Source organism: Streptomyces diacarni, assembly GCF_003323715.1.
GTDB classification, from domain to species: domain Bacteria; phylum Actinomycetota; class Actinomycetes; order Streptomycetales; family Streptomycetaceae; genus Streptomyces; species Streptomyces diacarni.
The window spans coordinates 1-24,671 of record NZ_QOIN01000053.1 but is presented as its reverse complement, the minus strand read 5'-3'; the positions used below and the strand labels follow the sequence as shown (position 1 = coordinate 24,671).

At 72.9% G+C, this 24,671-nt stretch carries 21 protein-coding genes; 10 read left to right on the top strand and 11 right to left on the bottom strand.

The window, feature by feature from the left end:
• Positions 1–31: 31 nt before the first annotated feature.
• The 3 genes from DTL70_RS26530 to DTL70_RS26520 all read right to left on the bottom strand — a co-directional run bounded on the left by DTL70_RS26530 (position 32) and on the right by DTL70_RS26520 (position 4,265).
• The gene (locus tag DTL70_RS26530) at positions 32–1,678 is read right to left on the bottom strand and encodes a penicillin-binding transpeptidase domain-containing protein (protein ID WP_181861095.1); all 1,647 of its coding nucleotides are present in this window, start codon (positions 1,676–1,678) and stop codon (positions 32–34) included.
• 313 nt (positions 1,679–1,991) lie between these two features.
• Positions 1,992–2,426 (bottom strand): TIGR03668 family PPOX class F420-dependent oxidoreductase, encoded by a 435-nt coding sequence (locus DTL70_RS26525; RefSeq protein ID WP_114024541.1) that lies wholly within the window; start codon positions 2,424–2,426, stop codon positions 1,992–1,994.
• Between the two features lie 42 nt (positions 2,427–2,468).
• Entirely contained in the window at positions 2,469–4,265 is a 1,797-nt protein-coding gene (locus DTL70_RS26520; protein WP_114024540.1) for a dolichyl-phosphate-mannose--protein mannosyltransferase, read from the bottom strand.
• A gap of 59 nt (positions 4,266–4,324) precedes the next feature.
• On the opposite strand from DTL70_RS26520, the gene rsmI reads away from it, so the two are divergent.
• The 5 genes from rsmI to DTL70_RS26490 all read left to right on the top strand — a co-directional run bounded on the left by rsmI (position 4,325) and on the right by DTL70_RS26490 (position 8,743).
• Positions 4,325–5,200 carry a 16S rRNA (cytidine(1402)-2'-O)-methyltransferase gene (rsmI, locus tag DTL70_RS26515; protein ID WP_114024539.1) on the top strand — a complete coding sequence of 292 codons (876 nt, stop codon included), beginning with the start codon at positions 4,325–4,327 and terminating at the stop codon, positions 5,198–5,200.
• A gap of 321 nt (positions 5,201–5,521) precedes the next feature.
• Complete coding sequence (locus tag DTL70_RS26505) at positions 5,522–5,821, top strand: hypothetical protein (protein ID WP_114024538.1); 300 nt, start codon at positions 5,522–5,524, stop codon at positions 5,819–5,821.
• A gap of 26 nt (positions 5,822–5,847) precedes the next feature.
• Entirely contained in the window at positions 5,848–6,726 is an 879-nt protein-coding gene (locus DTL70_RS26500) for a TatD family hydrolase (protein WP_114024537.1), read from the top strand.
• A 175-nt stretch (positions 6,727–6,901) separates the two neighbouring features.
• Positions 6,902–7,789, top strand: coding sequence for a 16S rRNA (adenine(1518)-N(6)/adenine(1519)-N(6))-dimethyltransferase RsmA (rsmA, locus tag DTL70_RS26495; RefSeq protein ID WP_114024608.1), 888 nt, complete (start codon positions 6,902–6,904; stop codon positions 7,787–7,789).
• Between the two features lie 12 nt (positions 7,790–7,801).
• Positions 7,802–8,743, top strand: coding sequence for a 4-(cytidine 5'-diphospho)-2-C-methyl-D-erythritol kinase (locus DTL70_RS26490; protein WP_114024536.1), 942 nt, complete (start codon positions 7,802–7,804; stop codon positions 8,741–8,743).
• Between the two features lie 59 nt (positions 8,744–8,802).
• Here the strand turns inward: DTL70_RS26490 and DTL70_RS26485 are convergent, their stop codons facing one another.
• The 4 genes from DTL70_RS26485 to DTL70_RS26470 form a co-directional block, all read right to left on the bottom strand.
• Complete coding sequence (locus tag DTL70_RS26485) at positions 8,803–10,047, bottom strand: serine hydrolase domain-containing protein (protein ID WP_245979793.1); 1,245 nt, start codon at positions 10,045–10,047, stop codon at positions 8,803–8,805.
• Between the two features lie 176 nt (positions 10,048–10,223).
• On the bottom strand, positions 10,224–11,018 hold the full coding sequence (locus DTL70_RS26480) for an energy-coupling factor ABC transporter ATP-binding protein (RefSeq protein ID WP_114024534.1): 795 nt from the start codon (positions 11,016–11,018) through the stop codon (positions 10,224–10,226).
• The gene (gene cbiQ, locus DTL70_RS26475; RefSeq protein ID WP_114024533.1) at positions 11,006–11,770 is read right to left on the bottom strand and encodes a cobalt ECF transporter T component CbiQ; all 765 of its coding nucleotides are present in this window, start codon (positions 11,768–11,770) and stop codon (positions 11,006–11,008) included. The genes DTL70_RS26480 and cbiQ overlap by 13 nt, the downstream gene beginning before the upstream one ends.
• 19 nt (positions 11,771–11,789) lie before the next feature.
• Positions 11,790–12,917 carry an energy-coupling factor ABC transporter permease gene (locus DTL70_RS26470; protein WP_114024532.1) on the bottom strand — a complete coding sequence of 376 codons (1,128 nt, stop codon included), beginning with the start codon at positions 12,915–12,917 and terminating at the stop codon, positions 11,790–11,792.
• Between the two features lie 241 nt (positions 12,918–13,158).
• Between DTL70_RS26470 and DTL70_RS26465 the strand changes: the two genes are divergently transcribed.
• The 3 genes from DTL70_RS26465 to DTL70_RS26455 all read left to right on the top strand — a co-directional run bounded on the left by DTL70_RS26465 (position 13,159) and on the right by DTL70_RS26455 (position 17,591).
• The gene (locus tag DTL70_RS26465) at positions 13,159–13,572 is read left to right on the top strand and encodes an SsgA family sporulation/cell division regulator (protein ID WP_114024531.1); all 414 of its coding nucleotides are present in this window, start codon (positions 13,159–13,161) and stop codon (positions 13,570–13,572) included.
• Positions 13,573–13,960: 388 nt separating this feature from the next.
• Positions 13,961–17,296, top strand: coding sequence for a S41 family peptidase (locus tag DTL70_RS26460; RefSeq protein WP_114024530.1), 3,336 nt, complete (start codon positions 13,961–13,963; stop codon positions 17,294–17,296).
• Between the two features lie 106 nt (positions 17,297–17,402).
• Entirely contained in the window at positions 17,403–17,591 is a 189-nt protein-coding gene (locus tag DTL70_RS26455) for a hypothetical protein (RefSeq protein ID WP_114024529.1), read from the top strand.
• A 119-nt stretch (positions 17,592–17,710) separates the two neighbouring features.
• Here DTL70_RS26455 and DTL70_RS26450 read toward each other — a convergent pair whose 3' ends face one another.
• From DTL70_RS26450 to DTL70_RS26435, 4 genes are all read right to left on the bottom strand, one after another.
• Positions 17,711–18,601 (bottom strand): SDR family oxidoreductase, encoded by an 891-nt coding sequence (locus DTL70_RS26450; protein WP_114024528.1) that lies wholly within the window; start codon positions 18,599–18,601, stop codon positions 17,711–17,713.
• Entirely contained in the window at positions 18,598–19,593 is a 996-nt protein-coding gene (locus DTL70_RS26445; RefSeq protein ID WP_114024527.1) for an alpha/beta fold hydrolase, read from the bottom strand. Before DTL70_RS26445 ends, DTL70_RS26450 begins: the two co-directional genes overlap by 4 nt.
• Positions 19,590–21,203, bottom strand: a complete 1,614-nt coding sequence (locus DTL70_RS26440; RefSeq protein ID WP_114024526.1) for a flavin-containing monooxygenase — start codon at positions 21,201–21,203, stop codon at positions 19,590–19,592. Before DTL70_RS26440 ends, DTL70_RS26445 begins: the two co-directional genes overlap by 4 nt.
• Before the next feature lie 388 nt (positions 21,204–21,591).
• A complete protein-coding gene (locus tag DTL70_RS26435; RefSeq protein WP_114024525.1) occupies positions 21,592–22,293 on the bottom strand; it encodes a TetR/AcrR family transcriptional regulator in 702 nt (233 codons plus the stop codon).
• Positions 22,294–22,609: 316 nt separating this feature from the next.
• Between DTL70_RS26435 and DTL70_RS26430 the strand changes: the two genes are divergently transcribed.
• Complete coding sequence (locus tag DTL70_RS26430; protein WP_114024524.1) at positions 22,610–23,713, top strand: FAD-dependent monooxygenase; 1,104 nt, start codon at positions 22,610–22,612, stop codon at positions 23,711–23,713.
• A gap of 149 nt (positions 23,714–23,862) precedes the next feature.
• Positions 23,863–24,321, top strand: a complete 459-nt coding sequence (locus tag DTL70_RS26425) for a DUF6640 family protein (RefSeq protein WP_114024523.1) — start codon at positions 23,863–23,865, stop codon at positions 24,319–24,321.
• The last annotated feature ends 350 nt before the right edge of the window (positions 24,322–24,671 follow it).

Here is a 24,671-nt window from a genome sequence, read left to right as displayed (position 1 = left end):
ACCTGGTGGGCCGGTGCGGGCTAGCCGTACCTCAGCCGCCTGCGGCCTGGAGCACCTTCTTCACGATGGGCCCCGCGTTCTCCCCGCCGTGCCCGGAGGCGGGCACGACCGCGGCGGAGGCCACGTCACCCGAGTAGGCCGTGAACCAGGCGTTGGGCTTCTTCTGCCCGTCGACCTCGGCCGAGCCCGTCTTGGCCCCGATGTCGCCGCTGAGCCCCGACATCGCCTCGGCCGCCGTGCCGCTCTGCGCGGTGAGCTTCATCAGGGACTTGAGGTCCTTGTGGACGCCCGGCTTCATGGTGCGCGACGCCTTGGCGAGGGTGCGGTTGTCGACAGAGGCGGGCACGATGACGGGCTGCCGGAAGGTGCCGCTCTGGGCCGTGGCCGCGACGGAGGCCATGTTGAGCGGGTTCATCCGGACACCGCCCTGGCCGATGAGCGAGGACGCCATCTGGGCGTCGGACTGGACGGGAACGCTGCCGTCGAAGGTGCCGGTGCCGGTCTGCCAGTTGAGGCCGATACCGAAGACGTCCCGTGCCTCCTTGGTGAGGTCGTCGTCCTTGAGCTTGGGCGCCTGCGAGATGAAGGCGGTGTTGCAGGAGCGGGCGAAGCTCTGCGCGAAGGTGCCGCCCTTGATCTCGAACTTGTCGTCGTTGTGGAACTTCCAGCCGCCGTACTCGAAGTACTTGGGGCAGGGGTGTCCCTTGCCGGGCGAGGCGAGCCCCTTGTCGAGCAGCATGGCGCTGCTGATGACCTTCATGGTGGAGCCGGGGGCCAGGGAGCCGCTCAGGGCGATGTTGAAGGCCTTGGCCGGGGCGTTGGCGACGGCCAGGATCTCGCCCGTGCTGGGCTTGATGGCGACGACGGCCGCCTTCGACTTGCCGTCGACGGCCTTCTCCGCCGCGCTCTGGACGCCCGCGTCCAGCGTCGTCTTGAGCTTGCCGGGGCTGGGCTTGGTGAGCTGACGCAGGACGTGCTTCGTCTTGCCCTTCGCGTCGACGATGCGCACCTGCAGGCCCGGGGAGCCGTCGGTCTTGTCGCCGTAGCGCTTGCCGATGTCGGTGATGACGCGGGCGAGCGTGGGGTGCGCGGAGGCCTCCAGCGGCTTGCCGTTGCGGTCGACGGCCTCGACGGGCGGCGTGCCCTTCTCGTCCGTCCTGATGGACTGGCCGTCCTTGAGCTTCGGGTGGAGCACGGACGGCTTCCAGTCGACGACGGGCTTCCCCGTGGAGGTGTCGCGGACGACCTCAAGCGCCGAGTCGTAGGACCAGGAGCCGCTCTTGGTGCCGTAGGAGAGGTGCGCGGTGGCGCTGAAGGGCACCTTCTCGCCCTCGGCCGCCTTCGGGGTCAGGGCCAGCTTGGAGACCTGGGCCTTGCTGCGGTAGGCGGCCAGTGCCTTGCCGGCCTCGCCGGAGTCGTCGGTGAGGGCCGCGGCCTTCTTGGGCTCGCCCTGCGCCCACGCGCCGAGGAACTCCTTGGCGGCGGTGCGCACCTCCTCGGCGCTGAGAGGGCCCTTCTTGACCTCGCGCGCCTTGCCGTCACCCGCGGCGGAGACGGTGCCCTTGCCGTCCTCCCCGTCGCCGTCGCTGCCGACCAAGGCGTAGACGCCGACGCCGGTGAGTCCGACGACGGCGGCTGCGACTCCGCCGATCACGGCCATCTTCTGTGTGTCGCGCATCCGAGTTCTGCCCCTCCACCCCGCCTTGGCCCGTGCGGCCGAAGTCCTGACGCGAGGCACCCTAGAGCACGCTCATGACAGCTCGTGCCCTGGTATGCCCGTTTGGCCCCGTCGTCCGGAGATGTGCGGTGCGCGATTCACCGGTTCCGGGGTTTCGGGCCCGGGAGTGGAACCGCCGTACGGCGGCCGCGAATTCCCGTGGCCCATGGGAAAGACGAGCGGCGCGTGGCGATCGGTTCCGGTACCCGGCACCGTGTCCGAATCGCGATCTTCGCTTGCCGATTCCGTGCTCTTGCGGACCGGGGCCGCCCCCCTACCTGACCGGGGGACGTCCTCCACCGTACGCCCAGCCCGTCAGCCGCGTCAGCGTGAGGGCGACGAGCGGCCCCTCGGGCCGACGCCGCGCGTACTGCGGGTACTTGGCCACCAGCCGGTCGGTCAGGGCCACTCCCTCGTCGCCTTCCACGAGGCGGGCCACGCCGTCCGCACGGACCCACCACAGCCGTGTCCAGTCCTCGTCGTACTCGTCCACCAGCGCGCACACCGCGGGGTTCCGCTCGATGTTGCGCAGCCGGCGCAGGTCGCGGTGGCGCTTGGGCTTGTGGTCCACGGCCGTCACCAGCGTGTCCCCGGCGACGGCGAAGGTGGCGGGCACCAGATGCGGCACCCCTTCGGGGTCGGCGGTCGCCAGCCGCAGCACCCGCGCGACGCTCAGCCTGCGCCGCGCCTCCGCCTCACCGAGCCGCATCCCGCCTCCCGGTGCGGCGTCCCGCCGGCCGGTGCCGCCTCGTCAGATCCACGTGTCCAGCCACATCCGGTGCCGCCACTCCTCCAACGGGATCGTCTGTCCTGTGTAGATGGGCCAGAAGTAGATGAAGTTCCAGACGATGAGCAGGCCGATGACGCCGACGGCGACGATGCCGATCGTGCGCCGTCTCTCGTCCGTGCCCGGCGGTCCGGCCAGCGCCCCGGCCGCCATGGCCAGGGCGAGGCAGAGGAACGGCAGGAAGACCACCGCGTAGAAGAGGAAGATGGTCCGCTCCTGGTAGGCGAACCACGGCAGGTAGCCCGCGGCGACGCCACACAGCAGGGCGCCCGCGCGCCAGTCGCGGCGGAAGAACCAGCGGTAGAGGACGTAGACGAGCGCCACGCAGGCCGCCCACCACAGCACAGGGGTGCCCAGCGCGAGGACTTCGCGGGCGCAGCCCTCGCCCTTGTCGGTGCAGCCGTCCGTGCCCGCCTTGGGCGACTCGTAGAAGTAGGAGACGGGACGGCCCAGCACCAGCCAGCTGAACGGGTTGGACTGGTAGGTGTGGTGAGAGGTGAGGTTGACGTGGAAGGAGTAGACCTCGCTCTCGTAGTGCCACAGGCTGCGCAGCGGTCCGGGCAGCCACCCCCACGGGCCCGCGGCGCCCTGCTTGTCCGCCCAGTCGCGGAAGTAGCCGCCCGAGGTGGCGAACCAGCCCGTCCAGGAGACGGCGTAGGTGACCAGCGCCAGCATGGGCAGCGACACGAAGGCGGGCAGCGCGTCCTTGCGGAGCATCGCGAGGAAGGGCCGCGAGGCGCCTGCGGTGCGGCGTGCGCCCATGTCCCACAGCACGGTCAGGATGCCGAACGCGGCCAGGACGTACAGGCCGTTCCACTTGGTGGCGAAGGCCAGTCCGAGGCAGAGTCCTGCCAGCAGGCGCCAGGGGCGTGCGCCCAGCCCTGTGCGGTCGCCCACGGAGGCGTCGGGAAGCGGCGCGCCCTGGCCGGGGCCCTCGTCGGTGCCGCCGCGCGGCAGCCTGGCGGCCAGCAGCGCGCGGGACTTGTCGCGGTCGACGAGCAGGCAGCCGAAGGCGGCCAGTACCCAGAACATCACCACGAGGTCCAGCAGCGCGGTGCGGCTCATCACGAAGTGCAGTCCGTCGACGGCCATCAGGGCGCCGGCCAGGCAGCCCAGCACCGTGGAGCGGAAGAGGCGGCGCCCGATGCGGCACAGCATGAACACCGAGAGGGTGCCGAGCACCGCCGTCATGAACCGCCAGCCGAACGGGTCGAGTCCGAACAGTGCCTCGCCCAGGCCGATGATCCACTTCCCGACGGGCGGGTGGACGACGTAGGAGCCTTCCGACGAGAGGGGGATCTCCTGCGGGTGGGCCAGGATACGGTCGTTGGCGTTGTCCGGCCAGGTCCCCTCGTATCCGAGGTGGATGAGCGACCAGGCGTCCTTGGCGTAGTAGGTCTCGTCGAATATGACGGCGTGCGGGGAACCGAGGTCCCAGAACCGCAGCGCCCCCGCGATCAGGGCGACCAGCAGCGGCCCTCCCCAGGCCGCCCAGCGGGCCAGCCGCACGGCCGTCTCGGGGCCCAGCCCGAACACGGCACCCAGGCGCGGGTCGGGCGCGGGGAAGCGCGGGGTCAGCCGGTCGGCGACGTCGGGCCGCGGCCTGGCGGCGTAGCCGAACCTGCGCAGTCGCGCCTGCCACCTGGGCAGCGTGCCCGCCGCGCGCTCCCCGCCGGGCCCCGCCCCGCTGTCCGGGGCGCCGGGCCCCGCCTGTTCGCGGTCGGCCTCACCCACGGTGTCACTGGTCGTCACGCGGGCCATCGTAGGGATCGCGGGGGCGCTGTGCTCGGGCGCGTGGCCGCCGCTGCGAGGATGGACGGGTGACTGGAACGCTCGTGCTCGCCGGCACCCCCATCGGCGACCCTTCCGACGCCCCGCCGCGACTCGCCGCCGAGCTGGCCGCCGCCGACATCGTCGCCGCGGAGGACACCCGGCGGCTGCGCAGGCTCACGCAGGCGCTGGAGGTGACGTTGGGCGGGCGGATCGTCTCCTATTTCGAGGGCAACGAGTCGGCGCGTACGCCCGAGCTGGCCGAGGCGCTGGCGGGCGGGGCGCGGGTGGTGCTGGTGACGGACGCGGGCATGCCGTCCGTCTCCGATCCCGGCTACCGGCTGGTGGCCGCGGCGGTGGAGCAGGGGGTGCGGGTGACGGCCGTGCCGGGGCCCTCCGCGGTGCTCACGGCGCTGGCCGTCTCGGGGCTGCCGGTGGACCGCTTCTGTTTCGAGGGGTTTCTGCCCCGCAAGCAGGGCGAGCGGCTCGCCCGGCTGCGGGAGGCGGCCGACGAGCGGCGCACCCTGGTCTACTTCGAGTCGCCGCACCGGGTGGCGGCATCGCTGGCCGCGATGGCACAGGTGTTCGGCGAAGAGCGCGAGGCGGCGGTCTGCCGGGAGCTGACCAAGACCTACGAACAGGTGCGGCGCGGCCCGCTCGGAGAGCTGACGCGGTGGGCGGCCGAAGGCGTCCGCGGCGAGATCACCCTCGTCGTGCGGGGCGCCGAGGCGGCAGCGGCGGGCGAACCCGACGCCGCCGAGCTGGCGCGCCGGGTCGCCGTACGCGAGGAGGCGGGCGAGCGGCGCAAGGAGGCCATCGCCGAGGTGGCCCGCGAGGCGGGCGTACCCAAGCGGCAGGTGTTCGACGCGGTGGTCGCGCACAAGGACGCGGTGGTCGCGCACAAGAAGGCGGAAGGGCCCCGGTAGCCCGGCGGGGCCCCCGGGCGGCCGGTGGCCCGTCTACTTGGCGGCACGGCGGCCCGGCGGCGCGGCGACCCGGCGACCCGGCGACCCGGCGACCCGGCGACCCGGCGGGTAAAACGCCCGGGCGTTCCGGCATACGTGCAGGCAAAGGGAAGCCCCATGGAGGCCCCCGCACCTTGACGCTTGCCTCAAATCTCTCCAAACAGACAGAAAGCTCCGCCGACTTTCCTTCCGGTGTGCTCGTAGGAGGAGTGCACTGGGGTGTGGGCGTACCACTCACCCTCCCCCGCCTTCGGCCGGGAGGTGCCCCGGGAAGGAGCTGCCATGAAGCGCGAGAGCGGCATCGACAAGGACACCGCCACCACCCGCCACGACACGGTGCGCGAGGCCTACTCGTTCGCCTGCATGCGGTGCGGGCACGGCTGGGAGCAGGACTACGAGATCCAGCACCTCGAGTACGCCGACGGCAGGCCCCTGATCGTGTACTACGCGGACGGCGAACGCGTCCCCTCGCCGCTCACCCGGCCCACGTGCCGGTTCTGCGACGGACACGTGGTGCGCATCATGCGCTCAGGGCGCGTCTCGACCGCGGACGCGGCGCTCCCCGGCCACTGGGAGCGGTGACATACCGGCGCCTTATCATCGCCGGTATGTCCCCCTCCGCGTCCCCGAGCACCACAGCGAACAGCGCCGCGAAGGCCCGCGCCGCACAGGCGCCCCCGCCGCCGCCCGAGCCGCTCACCCACCCGGTCGCGGACTCCCACACCCACCTGGACATGCAGGAGCCGTCCGTCGCCGAAGCCCTCGCGGCGGCGGCGGCCGTCGGTGTGACGACGGTCATCCAGGTCGGCTGCGACCTGGAGCGCTCCCGGTGGGCCGCCGAGACGGCCGCCGCCTGGGAGCCCGTCTGGGCCGCCGTCGCCCTCCACCCCAACGAGGCGCCACGGCTCGCCGCCGAGGGTGGGGACGCGCTGCTGGACGAGGCGCTGGACGGCATCGAGGAACTGGCCGCGCTGCCCCAGGTGCTGGCGATCGGCGAGAGCGGCCTGGACTACTTCCGCACCGGCGAGGACGGTGTCGCCGCCCAGCACCGCTCGTTCCGCGCCCACATCGAGCTGGCCAAGCGCACGGACAAGGCCCTGGTCATCCACGACCGTGACGCCCACGCGGACGTGCTGCGCATCCTCCAGGAGGAGGGCGCGCCCGAGCGGACCGTCTTCCACTGCTACTCGGGGGACGCCGAGATGGCGCGCGTGTGCGCGGACAGGGGCTACTTCATGTCGTTCGCGGGGAACGTCACCTTCAAGAACGCGCAGCCGCTGCGCGACGCGCTCGCCGCGGCGCCGCCCGAGCTGCTGCTGGTGGAGACGGACGCCCCGTTCCTCACGCCCGCCCCCTACCGCGGCCGCCCCAACGCGCCGTATCTCGTTCCTCTCACCCTGCGGGCGATGGCGCGGACCAAGGACATGCCCGAGGAGACGCTGGCCCGCCATGTGGCCGCGAACACGGCACGGGCCTTCGGGTACTGAGCGCACCGGTGTCCGGCCCGGCTCTTAGACTGTCGCAGTGAGCGCAGCCCCTTCCGATCCGCCGTCGGCCCCGTCCGAGGGCCAGGCCGAGCCCCCCTCCGACGCGTCGGCCGCCCCACGGGCCACCGGCCAGGCGGATCCCTTCGACCATCCCGCCGACTCCCTCGGCAACGGTGTGCTGCTCGGGCCCGCCGACGTGCGGGAGCTGGCCGGTGCGCTGGGTGTGCGGCCCACCAAGCAGCGCGGCCAGAACTTCGTCATCGACCCGAACACGGTGCGGCGCATCGTGCGCACCGCCCAGGTGAGCGCCGACGACGTCGTCCTGGAGGTCGGCCCCGGACTCGGGTCCCTGACGCTGGCGCTGCTGCGGACAGCGGCACACGTGACCGCCGTCGAGATCGACGACGCACTGGCCGCCGCCCTGCCCGCCACCGTCGAGGCCCGGCTGCCCGAGCGCGCCGCGCACTTCTCCCTCGTCCACCAGGACGCCCTGCGGGTGTCCCGGCTGCCAGGGCCCGCGCCGACCGCCCTGGTGGCCAACCTGCCCTACAACGTGGCCGTGCCCGTGCTGCTGCACCTGCTGGCCGCCTTCCCCGGCATCGAGCGGACGCTGGTGATGGTGCAGTCCGAGGTCGCCGACCGGCTGGCCGCGGCCCCCGGCTCGAAGGTGTACGGAGTGCCGTCGGTGAAGGCCGCCTGGTACTGCGAGGTGAAACGGGTCGGCGCCATCGGACGGAACGTCTTTTGGCCCGCGCCCAACGTCGACTCCGGTCTCGTCTCGCTCGTGCGCCGCCCGCACCCGCCGCACACCACGGCCAGGCGCGAGGAGGTGTTCGCGGTGGTCGACGCGGCCTTCGCCCAGCGCCGCAAGACCCTGCGGGCCGCGCTCGCCGGCTGGGCGGGCTCCGGCGCCGCCGCCGAGGAGGCGCTGCGGGCCGCCGGGGTGTCCCCCCAGGCGCGCGGCGAGGCGCTGACCGTCGCGGAGTTCGCCGCCATCGCGAAGCACCGCCCCGGTGCCCGCACCGCCGAGCGCCCCCTGTCCCGGCCTTCCGACAGCAACTGAGGAGCACCGCCCGTGTCCCAGCCAGCCGCAGCACCCGCCCGGACGGTCACCGTGCGCGTCCCGGCCAAGGTCAACGTCCAGTTGTCGGTCGGCGGGCTGCGGGCCGACGGCTTCCATCCGCTCGCCAACGTCTTCCTCGCCGTCGGCCTCTACGACTCGGTCAGCGCCACCCGCGCCGAGACGCCCCGGCTGACCGTCTCGGGACCCGACGCCGCGCTCGTGCCGCAGGACCGCAGCAACCTGGCGGCGCGCGCCGCCCGGCTGCTGGCCCAGCGGCACGGCATCGAGGCGGCCGTCCACCTCCACCTCGCCAAGGACATCCCCGTCGCGGGCGGCATGGCGGGCGGCAGCGCCGACGCGGCGGGCGCCCTGCTGGCCTGCGACCGGCTGTGGGGCCTGGACACACCGCGCGAGGAACTGCTCGCCCTGTGCGCCGAACTCGGCTCAGACGTGCCGTTCAGCTTCGCGGGCGGTGCCGCACTCGGCCAAGGGCGCGGCGAGGTGCTGACGCCGCTCGAGGTGGGCGGGGACTTCCACTGGGTGTTCGCCGTCGCGGACGGCGGACTGTCCACGCCGGACGTCTACCGCGAGTGCGACCGGCTGCGCGAGGCGGAGGGCACCGGGTCCGCCGACACCGACGTCCCCGAGCCCGTCGCGTCCGAGGCCCTGCTGGCGGCACTGCGCGGTGGCGACCCGCAGGCGCTGGCCGCCACCGTGCACAACGATCTGCAGGCCGCCGCCTTGTCCCTGCGGCCCGCGCTGGCCGAGACCCTCACGGCGGGCCTGGAGGCCGGCGCCCTGGCCGGGCTGGTCTCCGGCTCGGGCCCGACCTGCGCCTTCCTGCTGCCCGACGCGGACTCCGCCGCCCGCACCGCCCACGCCCTCACCACCTCGGGCACCTGCCGCGCGGCCCGGCCGACCTCGGGGCCCGCACCGGGCGCGACCGTGGTGTGAGCGCCCGCCGTCCCGACGGCGTCACCATCCACTGGCGCCGTCAGGACCGCGCGCTGCCGTCAGGTCGGGGTCACCGTGCGCAGTGCCCTCACCAGTGCCTGGGCGCGGGGATCACTGGTGACCGAGCGGTGCAGGGTCCCGGTGACGTAGCCGAAGGAGAGGGCGGACTCCGGATCGGCGAAGCCCAGCGAACCGCCGCGGCCCGGATGCCCGAAGGAGCCGGGGCCGAGCATCGGGCAGGCCGAACCGTGCAGCATGTAGCCGAGCCCGAAACGCGTGCCCACGATCAGGACCCGGTCGGGGCCCTCCGCCTCCTGCGACCGTGCCTGGGTGAGCGTCGCGGGCGTGAACAGCCGGCGGGCACCCTCCCGCACGCTCCCACCGGATCCGGCGTCCGTCCGGGAGCCGGCCGAATCGGCGGACTCGGCCGGCACAGGGCCCATCAGCGCCGCGTAGAAAGCGGACAGGGAGCGGGCCGTGGCGATGCCGTTCGCGGCGGGGAGCTCGGCCGCGCGGTAGGCGGGGGCGTTCTCGTCGGGCCGGGGCTCGACGGCGTCGAAGGCGCGGCGGGTGAGCGAGGACGGGTCGGCGTAGGCGTCGGTCACCGCGCGCTTGGGCCGGGTCCGCAGCGCCCCCGGGGCGGGCTCCGGCGCCGTCAGCTCGGCGACCCTGGCCACCCGCCCGGAGGCGGCGACCTCCGCGGGCAGCCCGATCCACAGGTCGAGCCCCGCGGGGCCTGCGATCTCGTCCGCGAACCAGCGGCCCAGGCTGCGGCCGCCGCTGGCCCGGCGCACCAGCTCCGCCAGCAGCCAGCCGAAGGTGTGCGCGTGGTAACCGTGCCCCTCCTCGGGGCGCCACTCGGGCGCCTGCGCGGCCAGCGCCCGCGGCCCGGCCGCCGGGTCCAGCAGCTGCTCGGGGGTCAGCGGGACGTCCACAGCGGGCAGACCCGCACGGTGGGCGAGCAGATGGCGGACGAGGACGCGTTCCTTCCCGGCGGCCTTGAACTGCGGCCAGTACGCGCCGACGGGGGCGTCCAGATCGAGCTGGCCACGCTGGTGCAGCAGATGCGGGACCGCCGCGGCGAGCCCCTTGGTGGCCGAGCGGACGACGACGGCGGTCTCCTGACTCCAGGGCGCGGCGCCGGGGTCGGCCGGATCGGTGCTGCCGCCCCACAGGTCGACGACCTTGCGGCCCTCGTGGTGCACGGCCACGGCCGCGCCCCGCTCACCGCGCTCGGCGAAGTTGCGTACGAAGGCGTCCCTGACGGGCTCGTAGCCCTTCGCCACCGTGCCGTGCACCGTCACCGCAGTGCCCGCCGCCGCTGCCGGCGGACCGGGCACCGCCGTCGTTGAGTGAACGACCTTCGCCACGTCTGATTCGCTCCTGTCGCCTTGGGGGCGCCTGTCGCCTTGGGGCGTTGCCTGTCGCCTTGGGACGGTTTCGTGCGCCGCGCCCCCATGGTCCTACGCGCCCGCGGACGCTATGCGACGGGGGCTGTCACCGAACGGGGGTCGAAGCCGAAGGGCAGCTCCAGGCGGTGCGCGCGCATCAGCTCCGCGTCCGACAGCAGTTCCTGCGTGGTGCCGTCGGCCACCAGGACGCCGTCACCGAGGACGACGGAACGCGGACACAGCTGAAGCGCGTACGGCAGGTCGTGCGTGACCATCAGCACCGTCACATCCAGCGCCCCGAGGAGATCGGCCAGCTCGCGGCGGGCCGCCGGATCCAGGTTGGAGGACGGCTCGTCCAGGACGAGGATCTCCGGGCGGGAGGCCAGCACGGTGGCGACCGCGACGCGCCGCCGCTGCCCGAACGAGAGGTGGTGCGGCGCACGGTGAGCGTGCTCCGCCATCCCCACCCGCTCCAGCGCCTCCTCGACCCGCTCCTGGAGCTGTGCGCCCCGCAGTCCGGCAGCGGCCGGGCCGAAAGCGACGTCCTCCCGCACCGTGGGCATGAACAACTGGTCGTCGGGGTCCTGGAAGACGATGCCCACGCGACGCCGGATCTCCGCCAGGTTCGCTCGGGTGGCCGGCAGCCCGGCGACCGTGACCGAACCGGCACCCGGCGTCAGGATCCCGTTGAGGTGCAGCACCAGCGTGGTCTTGCCCGCGCCGTTGGGGCCGAGCAGGGCGACACGCCGGCCGCGCTCCACCGTCAGATCGACACCGAACAGCGCCTGATGGCCGTCCGGATAGGCGTAGGCCAGTCCCCGCACCTCCAGGGAGGGCACAGCGGCGCCGTCGGCGGGGTAAGCAGCACGGTTCACAGAGTCCATCCCGTCACACAGATCGCGAGAGCGGCGAGCGGCAGCGCCGCCGAACGGGCCCACTGCGCGCGGGCCGCGGGGCCGTCGCCGAGAGCGGGCGGCATGGTGCCGGTGTAGCCGCGGCTGAGCATCGCCAGGTGCACCCGCTCGCCCCGCTCGTAGGAGCGGATGAACAGCGACCCGGCCGACTTGGCGAGCACCGCCCAGTGCCGTGGGCCGCGCGCCTCGAAACCGCGCGAGACGCGGGCGGTGCGCATCCGGCGCATCTCCTCGCTGATGACGTCCGCGTAGCGCACCATGAACGTGGCGATCTGGCACAGCAGCGGCGGCATCCGCAGCCGCGCCAACCCCAGCAGCAGCGCGTTCAGCCCGGTCGTCGAGGCGAGCAGCACCGACGCCGCCACCCCCAGGGTGCCCTTGGCGAGCACGTTCCACGCGCCCCACAGCCCCGACTCGGACAGCGACACCCCCAGCACGGTGACCCGCTCCCCCTCGGCGACGAGTGGCAGCAGCACCGCGAACGCCACGAACGGCACCTCGATCGCCATCCGCGTCAGCAGATGCCGCGGCGGCACCCGCGAGACCGCGGCCACGGCCGCGAGCAGCACCGCGTACGCGCCGAACGCCCACACCGCCTCGCGCGGCGTGACCACCACGAGGACGACGAAGCAGAAGACCGCCGCCAGCTTGCAGTGCGCCGGCAGCGCGTGCACGGGCGAGCGCACGTCCTTGTAGAGCTTGTGCGCGTGTCCCGCACCCATCTCGCCGCGGCCTCGCTGCTCAGCGCTCGGTGGACACGTCGGCCGGCTGCTGCGCCTCCGTCGACGCGCTCCCGTCGACGCCTCGGCGCCGACGGCGCAGCACCACGAACACGCCCGAGCCCACCGCGAGGGTGGCACCGGCGCCGATGACGCCCGCCAGGCCGCCCGAGAGACGGGCGTTGGCGATGTCCCCGACGCCGTAGTCGGCCAACGGCGAGTCCTCGGCGGCATGGTCCTCCGCCTTCTCGTCGATGCCGTTGTCGGCGGCGACCTTCTCCAGCCCGTCGGGGCTGGCCGACGCGTAGAAGCTCAGCCCGCCCGCGCACACGACGGTCACCGCCAGGCCGGCGAGCCAGAGGGAGCGGGCGGAACGGCGGGACGGGGCCTTCGCGGATGCGGATTCTTGTTCGTGCGGAGCTGCGGTTGTGGGTTCGTCCGCGGGCGCGAGCGGGGAGGGGCGGAGTTCCAGGCGGACGGACAGGCGGTCACGGGCGGCGTACACCAGGTCGGGACGGACGGCCACCACCGCGCCCACCGTCGCCGCCGTGATCACGGCCTCGCCGACACCGATGAGCACGTGCACGCCCACCATGGCGGCGAACACCTTGCCCAACGACACGTCGGTCGTCCCGCCCAGCGCGTACAGCGCGGTGAACGCCACAGCCGCGGCCGGTACGGAAACCAAAGCGGCGACGAACGACGCGACCGTCACCGCGGAACGCCTGCGCGGCAGCACCCGCAGCAGCGCACGGAAGAGGCCGTAGGCGACCAGGACGGTCACCACGCCCATGTCCGTGATGTTCGTCCCCAGCGCCGTCAGCCCACCGTCCGCGAACAGCACCCCCTGGAGCAGCAGCACGACGGACACACACAACACGCCCGTACAGGGGCCCACGAGGATCGCGGCGAGAGCCCCACCGAGCAGATGCCCACTCGTCCCGGCAGCCACCGGGAAGTTGAGCATCTGCACGGCGAAGATGAACGCCGCGACCAGACCGGCCAGCGGCGCCGTCCGCTCCCCCGCCTCGCCGAGACCGCCACCGAGTTCGCGCCGGGCGCCACGCAGGGAGGCAGCGACAGCCACCGCAGCGAGCACGCCCGTACCGGCCGAGACGGGGGCGTCGATGAATCCATCAGGTACGTGCATGGGGAGGCACCCCTTCTCACGACGGCACAGCCGGTGACGGCTCAGCGTCCTGAGAATAACGCTCACATGCAAAGAGGTTGCAAGAGGGAGAACAAGCAAAGAGAAGAAGTCCGCACGCTGTGGCAGAGCTCACCAGGCTCCCCGGGTGACTGACCGGCCGTCCCACGCGTCTGACAGGGCGAAGGGGCAACCCGGCCCGAGCGATGAGCGGACCGGGAGTCCCCGACCCAGAGGAGCAGACGTGTCACAGGTCATCACCCGCACCGTGCCGGCCCAACTGATCACCCGGCCGCCCGCCACCCGTCCCCTGACACCCGCTCTTCGCTACGACTCGGGCGACCCGCTCGCCGTGCACCTCGTCTTCCCCGCCGACATATCCCTCGACGGCGAGGAGGTCACCTGGACCTTCTCCCGCGACCTCCTCGCCCAGGGCGCGTGCGGACCCGCGGGGGAAGGGGACGTCCACGTGTGCCCCTTCGGACAGGAACGGACCGTGATCGAGTTGCACGCGGGGGAAGGGGTGGCCCTCCTGGAGTTCTCCAGCGCGGACCTGTCCGCGTTCTTGCAGGGGTCGTACGAGGTTGTTCCCGCTGGGTGCGAGAGTGCCTTTCTCGATCTGGAAGAGGGGTTTCGTTCTCTGCTCCGCGGAGTGTGATACCTCCGCTCCTCCTGGGGCGGGCCCCCCAGACCTCCCCCTTTACCAGTGGGGCCAGCCCACCCCCGAAGGGCTGCTCTCTCCCTGAGGGGCTCCGCCCCCCAGACCCCCGGCCCCTCGCCGGGGAGGCTTTGGGGCGGCTCCGCCCCCCAAATGCCCCCCGCTACGGGGGCTCCGCCCCCCTAGGAACCCCCGCCAAGGGGCTCCGCCCCCTGGACCCCCACACAAGAGAGAACCACAGAACCCCAGTGCCGGGCCGACTCACGTAAGAGGGAGCTAGCTCTCCTCCAGGGGGCTCCTAGGGGGGCGCGGCCCCGGGACATTGGCGAGGGTGAGGGCGTCATGGCACGACTTGCCGATGGCCCCCGTGGCCCGAACCATAGGAGGGATGATCGACGACGCCGCCTACCTCCGCTTCCCCCACCTGCACAGCAACCATCTCTGCTTCGTCGCCGAAGACGACCTGTGGCTCGCCGCGCTGCCCGGGGCGGGGAAGCCGTCGGAGCGGGCGTGGCGGCTGACCGTCGACCGCACGCGCGTCGGGCATCCCCGCTTCTCCCCCGACGGCGGGCGCATCGCCTTCACCACCTGGCGCAGTCTCGACCCGGAGGTCCATCTGGTGCCGGTGGGGGGCGGCCCCGCGCGGCAGCTGACGTACTGGGGCGCCACCGACACGCGGGTGTGCGGCTGGACCCCGGAGGGTGACGTGCTGGCCGTGGCCTCGCACGGCGAACCGTTCGCGCACCGCGCCTGGTCCTACCGCATCCCCGTCGAGGGCCCCGACGGGCCGCCCGCCGACCGTCCGGACGCCCCCTGCCCTGGCAGCAGGCTGCCGTGGGGGCCGGTCTCGGACATCGCCGTCGCCGAGCAGGACGGCGAGCGGCGCACGCTGCTGCTGACCGGCACGCCTCCGCACGAGCCGGCGAGCTGGAAGCGGTACCGGGGCGGCGCCACGGGGCGGATGTGGTTGCAGGGTGAGCGGCTGCTGCCCGGTGTGGAGGGACATCTGGACGCGGTGATGCTGGTCGGCGGGCGGGTCGCCTTCCTCTCCGACCACGAGGGCGTCGGCAACCTGTACTCCTGCCTTCCCGACGGCTCGGACCTGCGCCGCCACACCGACCACGACACCTTCTACGCCCGGCACGCCGCCACCGACGGGCGGCGGGTCGTCTACCAGTGCGCGGGCGAGCTGTGGCTGGTCGACGACTTCGCGCGGACGGCTCGCCCGCGCCGGCTCGACGTGCGGCTGGGCGGGCAGCGCACGGGGCGGCGCCCCTACCAGGTGCCGGCGAGCGCGCATCTGGACGGGCTGGCCGTCGATCACACGGGGCGGGCGAGCGCGGTGGCGGTGCGCGGCAGCCTGTACTGGCTCACGCATCGCGACGGTCCTGCGCGGGCCATCGCCGACGCCCCGGGGGTGCGGTCGCGGTTGCCGGAGATGCTGGGTGGCACCGGGCGGATCGCCTACGTCACGGACGCGGACGGCGAGGACGCCCTCGAGATCGCCGACCTCCCCCGCGCCTCCCGGCAGCGGCCCGCCTACCGGGTGGCCGGCGGGCAGCTCGGCCGGGTGCTCGAACTGGTGGCCGCCCCCTCGGGGGAGCGGCTCGCCGTCGTCACGCACGACGGGCGGCTGCTGATCGTCGACGTCCCCGACCTCGACGAGGACACGTCCGCGCCCGAGGCCGCGATCACCGAGGTCGTACGGTCGCACAACGGTCCCGTGCACGACCCCGCCTTCTCCCCCGACTCGCGGTGGCTGGCCTGGGCGCACCCCGGGGTGGGGCGGTCGCTGTCCTGCATCAGGCTGGCGAAGGTCGCCGACTGGCAGGGGCTGGAGGCGGAGCGGACGGTCCTCGACGTGACGGACGGGCGGTTCGAGGACGAGCAGCCCGTCTTCACCCGGGACGGGCGTTATCTCGCCTTCCTGTCCTGGCGCGGTTTCGATCCGGTCTACGACGTGCACACGGGCGATCTCTCCTTCCCGCTGGGCTGCCGCCCCTATCTGGTGCCGCTGGCGTCGGCGACGCTCTCGCCCTTCGCGCTCACCCCGGAGGGCCGCCCCGCCGCCGGCGGACTCGACCCGCAGGACCGGGTGGGTGCGGGCGGCGACGAGGACGGGCCGGAGGTGACGGTGCTCGTGGAGGCGGAGGGCCTGGCGAACCGCGTGACGCCCTTCCCCGTGACCGCGTCCAAGTACACGGCGCTGTGTCCGGTGGCGGGCGGCGGGCTGATCTGGCTGCGCTTCCCCATCTCGGGCGCCCTGGGCGAGACGTTCGTCAACCCGGCGGACACCTCGGGCCGGCCCACGCTGGAGCATTTCGACCTGACCACCGCCAAGCGCACCGAGTTGACCAGCGACATCGACTGGTTCGCGCTGAGCGGGGACGGCACCCGGCTGGTCGTGGCCGACGAGGGGATACTCCGCGTCGTCCCGGCCGAGCAGCAGGCCGACTCCGACAGCACCACCTACATCGACATGCGCCGCGTGCTGCACGACGTCGACCCGGCCGCCGAGTGGCGGCAGGCCTACGCGGAGGCCGGGCGGCTGATCAGGGCGTACTTCTGGGATCCCGGCATGAGCGGGGTCGACTGGGACGCCGTCTTGGACCAGTACCGCCCGCTGGTCGAACGTGTCGCCTCGCCCGACGAGTTCGCCGACCTGCTGCGCGAGGTCCTCGGCGAACTCGGCACCTCGCACGCCTACGTCACCCCGGCGCGGCGCGACGAGGGCCCGCCGCACTACCAGCGGCCCATCGGTTTCCTCGGCGCCGACCTGATCCGCACCCCGGAGGGCGACTGGCGGATCGGCCGGATCCTGCCGGGCGACTCCTCCGACTCGCGCGCCCGTTCCCCGCTGGCCGCCTCACCCGTGCGCGAGGGCGCGCTGCTCACCCACGTCGACGCCCGCCCCGTCGACCTCCACAGCGGTCCCGCGCCCCTGCTGGCCGCGGCGGGCGGCACCACTGTCGAGCTGACCTTGGAGCAGGCGGGTCCGCGCCGGGTCGCCGTCGTCCCGCTGATCGACGAACGCCCGCTGCGCTACCAGGACTGGGTGGCCCGCCGCCGCGAGGTGGTCCGCGAGCTGAGCGGCGGGGAGTGCGGCTACCTGCACATCCCCGACATGGGCGGCTCAGGGTGGGCACAGTTCAACCGCGACCTGCGCCTGGAGGTCTCCCGGCCGGCGCTGATCGTGGACGTGCGGGGCAACGCGGGCGGCCACATCAGCGAACTCGTCCTGGAGAAGCTGACCCGCACCATTCTCGGCTGGGACCTCACCCGCAACGCCGAACCCGTCTCCTACGCCAGCAACGCGCCGCGCGGGCCCGTGGTCGCCGTCGCCGACGAGGCCACCGCCTCCGACGGCGACATGATCATCGCCGCGTTCCGGCAGCTCGGTCTCGGCCCCGTCGTGGGCGCCCGCACCTGGGGCGGCGTCGTCGGCATGACGGGGCGGCACCGGCTCGGCGACGGCACGGTGATCACCGTGCCCATGAACGCGGCCTGGTTCGAGGGCTTCGGGTGGTCGGTCGAGAACCGCGGCGTCGACCCGGACATCGAGGTCCTGCGCACGCCTCTCGACTGGGCCGAGGGGCGCAGTTCCGTCCTGGGGACCGCCGTGAACACCGCGCTCGACCTGCTGGAGCGGCATCCCGCCCGCACGCCGCCCGGCTACGGGGACGTTCCCGACCGGTCGCGGCCGCCGCTGCCGCCCCGCCCCTGAGGCGGCCGCCGTCTCGACATCCTGCCCCTTTTGGCGCGGAATGCACTATTCGCACCGGCGTGCGAGGGTGGAAGGAGCCCTTCAGGACAACACCGAAGGAGTACCGATGGGCCTCGCAGACCAGTTCAAGGACAAGATGGGGCAGCTCCAGCACAAGGGCAAGGAGAAGAGCTCCGGTGAGAAGTCGTCCGACGACCGCGGACAGCAGGTCCGCGAGAAGGGCGAGGAGATGAAGGACAAGGCGCAGGACCGCGCGCAGGAGTGGCAGGAGAAGCGGGACAAGGGCAACCAGTAAGCCCTCGCACCGCTTCCCCGCACCCCTTCCGCGACGGGTGCGGCCGGGCCCCCGGAGCCAGGCAGGCACGGGGGCCCGGCCCCCGTCGAAGAGGGCGGAGCCGGCTCAGGGCACCACCGCTAGCGGGAGGCGCGGGACTTCTCGTCCGCCTCTCCCCCCGCCCCGACCAGGCCGGTGGCCACTCCGCCCGCCGCCTCGATCCGGCCCGCCACCGCCTTCATCTCGCGCTGCCCCAGCGGACCCCCGATGAGCGACCCGAGATATCCGCGTATGCCCTGCATGCCGCGCAGCCACCACTGGCCGTACACGTGGGGCGAGCGGCGCTCTATCCCGTCGACGAGGCGGTCGACGGCGGGACCCAGCGGGTAGGTCTTGTTGGTGGGCCACGGCAGCCGCTGCCGCACGTCGCGCATCACGTCGTCGGCGTCGGCCCCGCGCACCATGTCGGTGTCGGTCCAGCTCAAATAGCCGACGCCGACGCCGACGCCCTTGTAGCCGACCTCGGCGCGCAGGCTGTGCGCGAAGGCCTCGACGCCGGACTTCGAGGCGCAGTAGGCCGTCATCATCGGCGCGGGCGTGAGGGCCGCGAGTGAGGCGATCTGGAGGAAGTAGCCGCGCGACTCCGCCAGGACGGGCAGGAAGGCGCGTCCGGTGACGGCGCCCCCGATGAGGTTCACCTCGATGACGCGGCGCCAGGCGACGGGGTCGGAGTCCATGAAGGGGCCGCCGATGGCGACCCCCGCGTTGGCGACGGCGATGTCCACCTTGCCGAAGCGGTCCTTGACCTCGCGGGCGACCTCGGCCATGGCCTCGTGGTCGGTGACGTCGGCGTGCCAGTAGGCGGATTCGGTGTGCAGGGACTCGCTGACCCGCTTCAGCTCGTCGGGCTCGAGACCGACGAGGGCGATCTTCGCGCCCCGTGCGGCCATCTTGCGGGCCAGCAGCGCGCCCACGCCCCGTGCCGCACCCGTGATGACGGCGACCTGTCCTTCGAGCCTGACCCGGGTCATGCGCTCTTCTCCTTCGTCGTGGCGGCACCGGTGCGCGTGGCGGCGTCTGTGGCGGCTTGCGGGGCGACGGCGGTGAGGTGGTGGCTGACGAGCCCGGCGAGCACCTCGGCGACGGTCTCCGGCTCCTCCAGCGGCGTCATGTGACCGCGCCGCTCCAGGCGGTGGACGCCCGTGCAGTCGGGCAGCAGCGCGGCCATCCGGTGGGCGTGCGGGAGCGGGGTGAGCCGGTCGTGGGTGCCGATGACGACGGCGGTGGGCGCGTCCAGGTGCGGCACCTTGGCCGACAGGTCGAGCCCGGCGAGCACCCCTCCCCACGCGGCCCGTACGCCCGTCGGGCAGGCGTGCACGATGCGCGCGGTCGCCTCGACGGTGGCGGGATCCGGCCGCGGGCCCAGCGTGCCGTACGCGAGGGCCTTGCGCGTCAGCGCGGTGACCGGGCCGAGAGGGGCGCTGGAGCCGAGCAGTGCGCGGTGGGCGTGGTGGCGCAGCCGCTCGGAGCGGAACGGGATCACGCGGGCCTGTCCCGTCAGGTGCTGGGCGCCGGTGCTGCACAGCATGAGCGCGGCGGCGTGCGAGCGCAGTTGCGCGCGGCCCGCCGCCGCCATGAGCGTCATACCGCCCATGGAGTGGCCGCCGATGACGGCTTTCTCGCCCGGTGCGAGCGCGGCGTCGAGGACGGCGCACAGGTCGTCGGCGAGCATCGCGGTGCTGTAGACCGCGGGGGTCGCGGCGGCGGGGCTGCGGCCGTGCCCGCGCTGGTCGTAGACGACGACGCGGTGCCCCGTGGCGGTCAGTTCCCGGATGACCGGAGCCCAGAAGAGGGTCGAGCAGGTCCAGCCGTGGGAGAGGACGACCGCGGGGTCGCTGTCGCGGCCGTGGATCTCGACGGGGAAGGTCACGCCGTCCCCGGAGCGCGCGGTCACCTCGCGCGCGGGCGTGGGCGGCGCGTAGCGTCCCGTGAGTTCGTCGGTCGTGGTGGTGAGGCGGCTCATCGTGCGTCCTCCCGTGCGTGGCCCGGCATGTCCTCCGCCGTGTGGAAGGCGTGGGCGACCGCACCCCTGCTGACGCTTCCGGCGAGCAGCGGCGCCTTGCGGCGCGCGCCCGTCCTTCCGGCGCCGGACCGCCGCAGCACCTCGTACTCCTCCAGCCACACCTCCCGCGTGACCTTGCGGAACTCGGCCGTGGTGCCGGGCCACACAGCCACCGGGCGGCCCTGTGCGTCCAGGTACCAGCTGGTGCAGCCGGTCTCCCACACGCTGGAGCTGATGCGTTCGCGCAGCTTGGCGTTGTAGGTGTGCTGGGCGATGGGCCGCACGTCCAGTGCCGCCTTGTCGCCGCCGCCGAGGGTGTCGAGCTTGCGCAGGTAGTCGACCAGGTAGTTGAGCTGGGCCTCGATGATCAGGATCATCGAACTGGTGCCCAGGCCCGTGTTCGGCCCGATGACGAACAGGAAGTTGGGGAAGCCCGTCGTGGTCGTCCCGCGCAGCGCGTTCATGCCGTCCTCGGCCCACGACTCGGCCAGCGTCTCCCCGTCCGCGCCCTTGACGAGATCGGCGACCGGCATGTCGGAGACGTAGAAGCCGCTGCAGAAGACGATCGCGTCGACCTCCGCCTCACGCCCGTCGGCGGAGACGAGCGTGTTGCCGCGGATCTCCTTGAGCCCGGAGTCGATCACGTGCGTGTTGGGCTGCGCGAGCGCCGGGTAGTAGTCGTCGGACACGAGCGTGCGCTTGCAGCCGACGCGGTAGTCGGGCGTCAGCTTCCTGCGCAGCTCGGGATCCTTGACCGCGCGCTTCATGTGCAGCGTGCAGAGCTTCTCCACGGCCGGCAGCAGCTTCGGGTACTTGGCGAAGACCTGGGTCTCCAGCTCGTGCACCCCCCACAGGGCGAGGCGGCGCAGCTTCTGAGTGGCCGGGAAGCGGGCGTGCAGCTTCTGCTCGGCCTTGGTGATGCGGCGGTCGTTGCGCGGCACCACCCAGGCGGGAGTGCGCTGGAAGACGGTCAGTTCGCCGACCACGGGCTGGATGGCGGGGATGATCTGGATGGCCGAGGCCCCGGTGCCGATGACCGCGACGCGCTTGCCGCGCAGGTCGTAGCCGTGGTCCCAGGTGGCCGAGTGGAAGACCTTGCCCTCGAAGGAGTCGAGGCCAGGGATGTCGGGCAGCTTGGGCTCGGAGAGCGGCCCCGTCGCGGAGACGACGACATCGGCGGTCAGCGCGCCCCGGGAGGTCTCCACCCGCCAGTGCAGCTCCTCCGCGTCCCAGGTCATCTGCTGGACCTCGGTGTCGAAACGGATGTGCTGGCGCAGCCCGAAGGTGTCGGTGACGCGCTCCAGGTAGGCGCGGATGTCCGGCTGGGGTGAGAAGCTGCGCGGCCACTCCGGGTTGGGCGCGAAGGAGAACGAGTACAGGTGCGAGGGGATGTCGCACGCACACCCGGGATACGTGTTGTCGTGCCAGGTGCCGCCGACGGCCCCCCTGCGCTCCAGGAGGACGAAGTCCGTCACCCCTGCGCGGCGCAGCCGCACGGCGGCTCCCAGGCCGCCGAATCCGGTGCCGATCACCGCCACCCGTACGTGCTCCTGCTCGTGCTCGGCCGCCATGCCGCCGCCTCCCGAGGTCTGTCGCATCCGTGCGCTGAGCGCTGTGTGCCTTGTGCTCGCGTGCTGCGTGTCAAGTGCTGTCTGCTGCGCGCGCTGTGCAGTGGGGCGCGCACCGCGAACCGTGCCAGTAATCACTGGCACGGTCTGAGAGTAGAGCAGCCGCATACTCATGGGTAGGGGGCGGCGGGGAGAAAGTTACCGGCGGTCGCACCGGATCGCCGGACGGCAGGCGACACCTGGGTGCGGGCGCGGGTGCGGGTGCGGGTGCGGGTACCAGGGTGCCCTGGTGCGCTCGGGCCGGTTGAGGCCCTCCCCGTACTCGACCAGTGACGACTTCGACCGGCGACGGCATGTTTTGGACGTCTCAGCCGCGGCCCGCGGACGCCCCCTACAGGTCGAGGACGTCGGCCAGGTCGCGCAGGCACTCTTCGAAGACGGGTTCCAGGTCGGAGTAGGCGAAGTCCAACTGGTGCAGGACCTCCATGCACAGCAGCCCGTAGAGCCTGGTCCAGCAGGACAGGAAGACGTGCGCGGCCCCGGGGGGCAGGCGCCCGTCGATGCCGGCGGAGTACGCGACCAGCTGCTCGCGCAGTGACTCGGGAAGATCGGCCGGTTCGGGCACCGGAAAGGGGCGCGTCCTCCACAGCTCGACCGTCAGATCCAGCAGGACGTGTTCGAAACGCTGCCCGGCCTGGTGGCGGTCCGAGTCCGGCTGCCGGTTGGGCGAGGCGATCGGACTGGCGAAGATCCAGCCGAACTCGGCGGGGTGGGTGCGCGCCCAGGCGCGCATGGCCCGGCAGACCGCGAGGATGCGCTCGCCGACCGGCGCGGCGGCGTGGGCGTCACGGGCGTGCTCCATGGCGGTGGCCAACTCGTGGAAGAAGTCCGCTGTCACCGCGCCGACCAACGCGTCGTGGCCGGCGTAGTAGTGGTACAGGGCCGGGCCGCTCATGCCCACCTGCCTGGCGACGGCGTTGATCGTCACCGCAGCCGATCCCTGCTCGACCAGGAGGCTGCGCGCCGCCGTGTGGATCTCCTGGAGAGTCGCCCGGCGCAGCCTCTGCCGTCTGCTGCCGGCTTCTGCGGCCATCTCGCCCCTCCAGTCGCTCCGTTGACTTCTGGTCGCCGGCTTCGGGCCTGTTGGCCGTCGGCTCGGGCCCTGTGGACCGTCGGCTTCGGGCCCTGCCGGCCGCCGGCCCTGTTGACATCCTATGACGCCTATGGTTCCTTATCGCCTCTAAGCCAGTCTAGAGCCTCTAAGGAGTGGGTGTGGAGCACTGGTTGTGGGTCCCTTTCGTGGCGTTGCCACTCATCACAGCCGTGTGGTGGGGGTTGTCCAGATCCGCCCACGTCCGCCGCCGTCCGCGCCGGCCCCAGGACACGACGGCCACACGGGAGGCCCGGCGATGAAGGTGGTCATCGTGGGGGGCGGCATAGGCGGACTGACCGCGGCCGTCGCCTTCCACCAGCGCGGCTGGCAGGTGGAGGTGCTCGAACGCGCTCCCGCATTCACCGAGATCGGGGCGGGCATCTCGCTCCAGCCCAACGGTCTGCGCGCGCTGGACACGTTGGGTCTCGGTACACCCCTGCGTTCCGGCGGGCCGGCCGATCCGCCGGCGGGCATCCGCTGTGCGAACGGGCGCTGGCTGATCCGCAACGACATCGACGGCCTCAAACGCCGCTTCGGTCAGTGGGTGACCGTGCACCGGGCCGCGCTGGTCGACCTCCTGCGCGCGGCCGTGCCCGCACAGGCACTGCGAGCCGGCACCGAGGTGCGCGAAGTGCGGACGGATGGGACGGTCCGCCACAGCGGTGGCACCTCCAGCGCGGATCTCGTGGTGGGTGCTGACGGCGTGCACAGCGCGACCCGGCGATCCCTCTGGCCGCACATCCCCGGCCCGCGCTACGTCGGATACACCACCTGGCGTTTCCTCACGCCACCCCAGCCCCTCGAGGGGAGCGTGGAAACGTGGGGCCGAGGTGAGCGATTCGGGCACGTACCGATGCCGGACGGCCGCGTCTACTGCTACGCGCTGGCCAACGCCCCCATCGGCTCCCGCACCCACCTGGACCGGCTGCGCGAACGCTTCGCGCACTGGCACGGCCCCATCCCCGGACTTCTGCACCGCGCGGACGAGGAAGCGGTGTTGCAGCACGACACGTACGAGCTGCCGGAATTGCCCGCCTACGTCGCCGGAAAGGTGGCGCTACTCGGAGACGCCGCGCACGCCATGACCCCCAACCTGGGGCAGGGCGCCTGCCAAGCGCTCGAGGACGCGGTCACCCTCGCCGAGGCCGTGGACACTCTGAACGTGGGTGCGGGGCTGCGGGCATACGACCGCGTCCGCAGACCGCGCACCCAGACGATCGCCCGCCGCTCCCGGCAGGCCGGCGCTCCCGCGCACTGGAGGTCCCCGCCCCTGACCGCCCTGCGCGACGCGGCTCTCCCCCTCCTGCCCCGTGCCCTCCTCAGCCGCGCGGTCACCGACGCCTACACCTGGACGCCCTGACCTCCCCCCAGACGCCCTGATGCCAACCCCCGACGCTCTCGCACCCCGCCCCCGACGCCCTGACAAGTCGCCTTCGGGAAGAGTCCCTCCGCCCGGCTCCGCGAAGGCACCTCATCCCCGGGACACAACGAACCTCAAGAGGCCCCTTCATGCCCCTCCCGCGCCTTCTGATCGCCCTTGTCGGAGCGATCACAACGGTCAGCGCCGTGCTCGCCGACCTCGTCATCCCCGACCTGGCGGCCCAGCACGCCTTCAACCCCGGCTGGCCGCCCCACGCCAAGTTCCACGACGCCCAGTACATGCTGATGACGGTGCTCCTCGGCCTCATCGGCCTGGCCCTCTCCCTCCGGCAGGGCCGCAACCCCCGCGGTCGGCTGTTGTGCGCCGCCGCGATCCTGGCCACCCCCTGGCTCAGCATGATCGGTGCACTGCTGTTCCCCGGCACCGCCACCTACGACCCGGAGTTCTCCACCCGAACCCTCTTCGTCCTCGGGGTGCACGGCCAGGTCGTCATGGCCCTCGTCCTCACCCTGGTCCTGCTTGCCGCGACGGCGGCGGCACTTCGCACGCCCACCCGCCCCACCACCGGACGACAAACCGCCAACTGAAGCCTCTCTCCCACGAGGGGGTGGCGGGCCGGAAGGCCGGCCGTGTGCGGCGCGGACAGGCCGGCGGCCGCCGGTCTTCGACCGGGGATCCAGCAGGCCTCACGGGCCTCTCGTTCGGCCCCTGCCGGGCTCGCGGCCCCGGCCAGGCGCTCTCGCGGCCGGGGTGCCCCGGCCGCGAGAGCGCGCGCCGGACCCCGCTACCTGACCCAGCCGATTCCCCACGGAACGCCCTAGGCCGTTTCTGATGGCTCTTGGTGATGGATCGGTGTGGTGCTGGGCAGGTGTCCTGCATGGTGCGACGGCATGAGCTGAGTGATGCGCAGTGGCTGAAGATCGAGCCGTTATTGCCG

Bases quoted from the DNA above. Each gene is read 5' to 3' on its own strand.
- DTL70_RS26445 (WP_114024527.1), bottom strand. From the start codon at position 19,593: ATGAGCCGCCTCACCACCACGACCGACGAACTCACGGGACGCTACGCG.
- DTL70_RS26435 (WP_114024525.1), bottom strand. From the start codon at position 22,293: ATGGCCGCAGAAGCCGGCAGCAGACGGCAGAGGCTGCGCCGGGCGACT.
- DTL70_RS26480 (WP_114024534.1), bottom strand. From the start codon at position 11,018: ATGGACTCTGTGAACCGTGCTGCTTACCCCGCCGACGGCGCCGCTGTG.
- DTL70_RS26505 (WP_114024538.1), top strand. From the start codon at position 5,522: ATGAAGCGCGAGAGCGGCATCGACAAGGACACCGCCACCACCCGCCAC.
- DTL70_RS26430 (WP_114024524.1), top strand. From the start codon at position 22,610: ATGAAGGTGGTCATCGTGGGGGGCGGCATAGGCGGACTGACCGCGGCC.
- DTL70_RS26425 (WP_114024523.1), top strand. From the start codon at position 23,863: ATGCCCCTCCCGCGCCTTCTGATCGCCCTTGTCGGAGCGATCACAACG.
- DTL70_RS26525 (WP_114024541.1), bottom strand. From the start codon at position 2,426: ATGCGGCTCGGTGAGGCGGAGGCGCGGCGCAGGCTGAGCGTCGCGCGG.
- DTL70_RS26520 (WP_114024540.1), bottom strand. From the start codon at position 4,265: ATGGCCCGCGTGACGACCAGTGACACCGTGGGTGAGGCCGACCGCGAA.
- DTL70_RS26455 (WP_114024529.1), top strand. From the start codon at position 17,403: ATGGGCCTCGCAGACCAGTTCAAGGACAAGATGGGGCAGCTCCAGCAC.
- DTL70_RS26530 (WP_181861095.1), bottom strand. From the start codon at position 1,678: ATGCGCGACACACAGAAGATGGCCGTGATCGGCGGAGTCGCAGCCGCC.
- DTL70_RS26460 (WP_114024530.1), top strand. From the start codon at position 13,961: ATGATCGACGACGCCGCCTACCTCCGCTTCCCCCACCTGCACAGCAAC.
- DTL70_RS26450 (WP_114024528.1), bottom strand. From the start codon at position 18,601: ATGACCCGGGTCAGGCTCGAAGGACAGGTCGCCGTCATCACGGGTGCG.
- cbiQ (WP_114024533.1), bottom strand. From the start codon at position 11,770: ATGGGTGCGGGACACGCGCACAAGCTCTACAAGGACGTGCGCTCGCCC.
- DTL70_RS26470 (WP_114024532.1), bottom strand. From the start codon at position 12,917: ATGCACGTACCTGATGGATTCATCGACGCCCCCGTCTCGGCCGGTACG.
- DTL70_RS26500 (WP_114024537.1), top strand. From the start codon at position 5,848: ATGTCCCCCTCCGCGTCCCCGAGCACCACAGCGAACAGCGCCGCGAAG.
- DTL70_RS26440 (WP_114024526.1), bottom strand. From the start codon at position 21,203: ATGGCGGCCGAGCACGAGCAGGAGCACGTACGGGTGGCGGTGATCGGC.